Annotated in this window: 2 pseudogenes; both read left to right on the forward strand. The window is 35.3% G+C overall.

The features are described from left to right. The first annotated feature begins 787 nt into the window (after positions 1-787). A pseudogene (locus tag ACFIL2_RS02160) lies at positions 788-5657 on the forward strand (DEAD/DEAH box helicase). 1711 nt (positions 5658-7368) lie between these two features. After that, a pseudogene (locus ACFIL2_RS02165) lies at positions 7369-7822 on the forward strand (hypothetical protein); the annotation flags it as partial.

The raw sequence follows: 7822 nt of genomic DNA on the forward strand, positions 1-7822 counted from the left end.
ATTTAAAAGAACTTCATGGAACCGCTAATAAATCCACTCAAAACAGCCACTGCCCTATAACGCTTTTAACAAAAGCACATGTAACAAAAGCACATACCTCTGTGACCAAAAAAGTGACACTAGAAAAACTGCTTTATTTTAACTGCTGAAGATTTCTCCCCCACATTTATATAAAACACCTCTAAACAAAACTGTTTAGCCCGTCAATGGTTAATATATTAATATCCCCATAAATATAAAGGATAAATTTGCTCAACCATATCCCCTTGCATTCATAGAGTGAACCTTCAAAGGACGCCTTATCTATGAGTTTTGAGGATTTTGAGGGTTCTTTTTACCCCCCTTTATATATTTTTTTAAAATAGAAAAATAAAAGTCATTATATTTCAATATATTAGCATTTTAAAGATACAATCTATATAAAAACATAACACGTAAATACAATCTATAATATATATTTAAAGGGATTTTGAGGGTGTGAGAAACCTTCAAAACCTATCTATAAAATGCATCAAAATACTCATTCTGATATTTTAAAGCACATAGTGCATTTATCTTGATTAACCCATGAAATGAATAGCAAATTTTACTACTTTGCTGATCTTATTCCATGTCATGGGCTGTTGATAAGCAGCCTTAAAGACCCCTTTTGAAAAAATATCGGCTTTTTTTAGCAGTTTTTTCCCATTTTTATCGTTATTTGCTTTAAATGCATTTGATTGAATTCGTTTTGATTCTTTTGAAGAGAATTAATCAATAGAATACATTGTTATGGAGTTTATTCTTTATGCTTCGCCCTCATCATTCCGATAATGAACATGTCTCTTTACGCTCTCTCTTAGAATATTATCGTCAACAAGCAAAATCACCCCGTGAATTAGGAACGCTGTTTGAAAACCTTATCATGGCTTATTTGACAAACGACCCGCTTCAAAAGCAAGAATACGAAAAGGTTCAGACTTATTTGGAATGGGCTAAGGAGCATGATGAAGATGGACGTGATATCGGCATTGATCTGGTCGCTACAATCCGTGATCAAGGAGGTTATGCGGCTATTCAATGTAAATGCTATGATGCTTCTCACATAATTAAAAAAGAAGATATTGATAGCTTTATCGCTACCTCTGGGAAAAAGATTTTTACGCGCCGTATTTTGGTTGATAGCACCGAAAGCAATTGGAGTGATAATGCTAACAACACTTGTGATGGTCAAGAGGTTCGTATTCAACAGATTAATCTGTTTGATTTAGAAAACAGTCAAATTGATTGGGGCGCTTATAAAGAACGAGGACAAGCCGTCCTTAAAGAGCAACCGAAAAAAAAGCTTTTAGATCATCAGATAGAAGCGCTTGAAAGAGTTTGTGAAGGTTTAAAAGAAGCGGACCGTGGCAAGCTTATTATGGCATGTGGTACGGGTAAAACATTCACCAGTCTTAAGATAGCAGAAACCCTTGCTGGGAAAGGCAAGCATGTATTGTTTCTAGTGCCTTCTCTTGCCTTGATGTCACAAAGCATTCGTGAATGGACAGCCGATGCATAAGTGCCCTTGCGTTGCTTTGCCGTGTGTTCCGATAAGCAAATCGGCAAGCGGCGTAAAAACCAAGAGGATGATGGGGAAATATCGGCATCGGATTTAGCACTCCCTGCTACCACGGATGCCTCTAGGCTTGTCGAGAAAGTAGGAAACTCTTCGCCCCATGCCATGAGTGTTATTTTTGCGACCTATCAATCAATACAAGTCATTGTTGATGCGCAAAAGGATCATGGTTTAGCAACCTTTGATCTGATTATTTGTGATGAGGCGCATAGAACAACGGGGGCTTCATTAGGAACAGAGGACAATGAATCTGATTTTATCAAGGTTCATGATAACACTCTTATTCGCGGTAAAAAACGTCTGTACATGACAGCAACGCCTCGTATCTTTAGTAATCATGCCAAAAGGCGTGCTGATGAGGTTGATGCTGTTTTAGCCTCTATGGATAATGAAGCCATTTATGGAAAAGCGCTTTATACCTACAGTTTTACCGATGCGGTCAAGAATGAACTGTTAACCCCTTATAAGATTATTGTTTTAGGTGTTGATGAAGGGGAAATCAGTAAAACCATGGAGATGCCCACCACAAGTAAAGATTATGAACTTACTTTAGATTATAAAACAAAAATTGTTGGCTGTTATCAAGCTTTAACCAAACTGGATCTGAAAAATGATCTTGGAGATGATGCGGCTCCTATGCGTCGTGCCTTGGCTTTTTGTAAAGATATCAAGACCTCTAAAAATATCCGTGATACCTTTCAAGGAAAAGGTGTTAAGCGGATTTTCAATAGACTTTATCAAAACCACCCCGATACGCCTCGTCTGATCTGTGAAGTTGATCATATTGATGGGAAGGATGGTGCCAAAGAACGAACAAGAAAACTGGATTGGTTGGAAGAAAATGTGGGGGAAAATCACTGCCGTGTGCTCACCAATGTACGCTGTTTGTCTGAGGGGGTGGATGTTCCTTCTCTTGATGCGGTGATGTTTTTACACCCGCGTAAAAGCCAAGTGGATGTGATACAGGCGGTAGGACGTGTGATGCGGCGCGCTCCGGGCAAGAAAAGAGGCTATATCATTTTACCCGTTGGAGTGCCTGCTGGAATTGACCCCGAAAAAGCTTTAAAGAACAATCCAAAATACAGTGTTGTTTGGCAAGTTCTCGATGCGCTGCTTTCTCATGATGAGAATTTTAGCAAAACGCTCAATCAGATGAATTTAGGACAAGATGTAAGCTCTATTTTAGAAATTGTAACAGTTTCTCAAAATATGGATTTAGAGAATGTCACCACGGTTGTTGATGATATCCCGCTTCAAGCAAGACCAGAGCATGCAAGCGCAAGCAATGTCTCTCCAATCCGTAAATCGCTTTCCATGCATAATGGACAAACAAGCTTCAACTTTATAGCGGCATTCCCTCGCGCTCTTAAAACGGTTTTGATTAAAAGATCAACCCTTTCTGATTATTGGGGCATATGGGCGAACAATGTTGCTGAGATTGCTCAAAACCATATCAATCATCTTAAAGATATTCTTTCTGATGAGAAAGGCAAAGCGCGGTGTGCTTTTGATGCGTTTCATAAGGAATTAAAGAGCAATTTAAACGACAGTATTACGCAAGAGGAAGCCCTTGAGATGTTAGGACAACATCTTGTGACACGTCCCGTGTTTGAAGCCTTGTTTGAGGGCAATGAATTTGTCCAGAACAATAGCATCTCACAAGCCATGGAAAGGATTTTAGCTGAGTTGGATAAAACCGATATCAAGCAAGAGTCTTTAGAACTCCAAGGGTTTTATAACAGTGTAAAATTCCGCGCTTCTGGGATTACCGAACCCCAAGCAAGACAGAACCTTATTATCAAACTCTATGAGGATTTCTTTTCCAAGGCATTTAAAAAAACCACGGATAGGCTTGGGATTGTTTATACGCCCGTTGAGGTTGTTGATTTTATCATTCATTCTGTTGATGATGTGTTGCGGAATGAGTTTGGCAAAAGCTTGGGGTCACGTGGTGTGTCTATTCTTGACCCTTTCACGGGAACAGGGACCTTTATCACACGGCTTTTACAATCAGATCTCATCAAACCAGAGGATATGGAATATAAGTTCCGTCATGATATTCATGCCAATGAAATTGTTTTGCTTGCCTATTACATAGCAGCGATTAACATTGAATCGACTTATCATAGTATCATGAAAGGTGAATATATCCCTTTCAAGCATATTGGTTTGACTGATACGTTTCGGATGCTTGAAGAGAAGAACCTTCTGCAAAAATTATTCAAAGAAAACAGTGAATATTTAGAGCATCAAAAGAAACTGGATATTAAAGTTATCTTTGGCAATCCCCCTTATTCAACAGGTCAAAAAAGCGAAAATGATAATAATGCAAATGTAGAATATGAAATACTTGATAGAAGTATCCAAAATACGTATGCACTTAAATCTCAAGCAACATTAAAAAGAAATCTCTATGATAGCTATATTAGAGCGATTAGGTGGGCAAGTAATCGCTTAAGTTCCCAAGGTGGTATTGTAGCTTATATTTCTGGAAATGGATGGGTAGATAAAGCATTTGCTGATGGCATGCGAAAATGCTTACGAAATGAATATTCTTCTATTTATATCATTAATCTTCGTGGTGATATTCGAAAAAATATAAAATCAAAAGAGCTATCAAAGGAAGGAGGCAATGTGTTTGGTTCTGGAAGCCAAAATGGAATAGCTGTAACGATTTTTGTGCGCAACCCAAATAAAAAACAACCTTGTGAGATTTACTATCACGACATTGGTGATAATCTTTCTACCGAAAAAAAACTTGAGATGCTTCAAGACTTTGGTAATGTTGGTGGCATCACAAATAAATCAGGTTGGAAAATAATTACACCGGATGAACATGGTGACTGGATTCATCAACGTGATAACAATTTCAAAACATTTTTAGCTATAGGCGATAAGAAGGGATGTCATTTCAGACTATTTGAAACGTTTTCTCTTGGAATTGTAACCAATCGTGATGCTTGGACGTATAACTCAAGCCATGAAACTTTAAAGAAGAACATGAGTAATATGATTGCCTTCTATAACAGTGAAGTGGGACGATTTAATGAAGCTTATACACATGCTAACCGCAAGATACGTACAAAGGCTGTAAATAATTTCGTTGATACAGATGAGAGAAAGATAAGTTGGAGCTATAATGTTAAACAAGAATTAGTAAGAGGAAAAATTTCTGAATTTGAAAATATATGCCTCACGCAAAGTCTTTATCGTCCTTTTACGAAACAATGGCTATACTACAACCGTACTTTTAATGAGAGAGTCTATCAAATGCCGCGGATATTCCCTATGGGAAAAGCTGTTGAAAATAAGGTAATACAAATTACAGGTACCGGAACTCAAGCAGGTTTTTCTGTTTTGATGAGTAAGAATCTTCCCAATCTTGATGCATTGGATAAAGGTCAATGCTTTCCAAGATATTTTTACGAAAACACTAGGATCTCAAAAGGTAAAAGTAAGCAACAATCCCATTTATTTGCGAATTCTATAGAAGACAGCAAAACAGCTGGTTTACAGAGGCATGATGCCATTACTGATGAAGGTCTAGACCATTTTAAAGCCGCTTATCCTAATGAAGCCATAACAAAAGATGATTTGTTCTATTACGTTTATGGAATTTTACATTCGGAAGATTACCGTGCTCGTTATGCTCATAATTTATGCAAAGAATTGCCTCGTATCCCTTGTGTAAAGAGTGCTGATGATTTTTGGAAATTTGTAACAGCAGGGCGTGAACTGGGTCATTTGCACGTGAATTATGAAGATGTAGAGCCTTANGACTGTTATCTACAATAGCAATATTACCATAACAGATATCCCTCTTGAAGCTTATGAGTATATCGTCAATGGTAGACCTGCTCTTGAATGGGTTATGGGGCGTCAATGTGTAAAGACTGATAAAAAGAGCGGTATTGTTAATGATGCTAATCGCTATGCTATTGAAACCGTTGGCAACCCTGCTTATCCATTGGAATTGTTTCAAAGGGTTATTACCGTAAGTTTAGAAACAATGAAAATCGTTAAGAACTTACCAAAATTGGTATTAAGAGAAACTGAATAACTTATAAAGCATGCTCACATAATGGGTATGATAAACGCATAAGGGGTATAAGGTCTTATACCTATAGGTTCTATACCCCTTTATACATTGCTTACATACAATCTTTAAAAGGATAATTTATCATTGCGTTATTCTAAAAAGAAAAAACTTGCACTTTTAGATACTCTCATTTGGATTGCTTTAAGACTTTTAAGAAACCCACTCTTAAAGTGAATTAGATTTTTTTACATTGCCTTTAAGAGGTTATACCGTAATCTAAAATGAGTGCTTTATTGTTTTCAAAAGCTTTGTTTAAAGAGAGTTATATGTATTCATTTTGCTTATAGGTTTTGAAGGTGTAAAAACCGTCAAAACCCCCTCAAAACCTATATTATTAGTTGAATTTATAGGTTGTGTTATCAATATGGGTTGTTTTTTTAAGATCTCTAAAATGCTAATGTATTGAAATATAATAACTTTTATTTTTCTATTTTAAAAAAATATATAACGGGAGGTAAAAGGAACCCTCAAAATACTCAAAACTCATAACCATAATGGTCTTGATACATTTCGTATGAGTTACAAGCTATCTTTTGAAAGGCTTTAAGGATCATACGCTTTTTATAAAGCACGTTGTAATCATTCTCTAAATCATAAGGTTATCATTCAAAAGAACTAATAAAATTCATAAAAAGGATTTTGATAACGTAATCAGTTTTTACTTTCATACGCTTTTCATAAGACACGTTTTAATCACTCACTAAAATGATCACTTTTGTCGGTTCAATTTACTGACACATAACTGACATATATATATTATTAATTGTATTTAAGGTTGTACTTTCGATATGGGTTGTATTTTAAAATGTTAACATATTGATATATAATAACTTTTATTTTTTCTCATTAAAAAGAATAATAGAGGGTCTAAAAAGAACTGACAAAACTGACACAACTGACAAAAGCCTATTAAAAAGGATTTTGCTAATCTTTATAATTATCGATCTCTCTTTAGATGTTTTCATAACAGTCTATAAATTATAATTATCCTATTTATCGTTTCTCTTATGAAAATGAAAAATGATGCCATGGTTATAAAGAATGCGTAAAAACAGCAAGGTTTTATAATCATAATGCAAATGAAAGCATTGGTTATAAAGACCATCTCTATAAAAAGCTGTTAAGTTGCAAATGTGTTATAAACAAAATTCACAAAAAAATTAAAAACCATTTAGTAAAAAATCTGATAGGTTATAAAGATAAAAAAACGCATTATGAGAGCGTTTCTAAATATTATAAATGTATAGATTCAAAAAAGAAGCCAATCGTTTCATAAATCCCATAATATAGCCTTAAAAGCACATAAATATAAAAGAAGCTATTCATAAGCATAAGATATTATAAATACACAACGTATTTTAAAAATACAAAAAAATATTAAAAAAGATAAAATATTATTTGACAATAAATACGTATTTTGGTATATAAATAATCAAGTGATCAAAACACTTGTGATTAGCGGATAGATTACGAAACAATCTTTCCAAAGCTTTTAAAAACTGGCTATCTTTTATGCTTTTGTTAGTATATGAGAATTTTGTCGGGTGTGGTTATGCCATACAATACCCATTTATGGGAAAAGCATACAACGGACTAATCACCGTGTTTTGAACGCCCGACGCCCTTTATAGGGTGTCAATTTCAAAACAATTTTGATTAGAAAGAATTTAAAATGAAAAATTCTCAAAATACAATTTCCTCTAACATTTCAAATGAAACCGCATCTGTTAATCAACAAGAGCCTGTAAAAAAATATGAACTTACTAATGAAAACCGCGTTGTTAACGGTATGACTTTACACCGCATTAAAGCTTTAAAAGATTTTGATGATGTTAAGGCTGGCGACCTCGGCGGCTTTATTAAAGATGAGAGTGATCTGTCTCATAAAGGCAATTGCTGGGTTTATGATGATGCTATGGTTATCCAAGCAAGCGTTTCCGAAAATGCTAAAATACGCAATAATGCTTGTGTTGTGAATTATGCTAGGGTTTATGGTAATGCCGTGATTAGTGATAAGGCATGGATTTTGAGTGATAAAGCACGTGTTTATGACAATGCAATCATTAATGGCAATGCAAAAATTGGTGGCTATGTTTTTGGCAATGCCGTTGTGAGTGATAATGCCG

The sequence above is a fragment of the Bartonella sp. AP30XZML genome, from assembly GCF_042195945.1.
In the GTDB taxonomy this organism is placed as follows: domain Bacteria; phylum Pseudomonadota; class Alphaproteobacteria; order Rhizobiales; family Rhizobiaceae; genus Bartonella.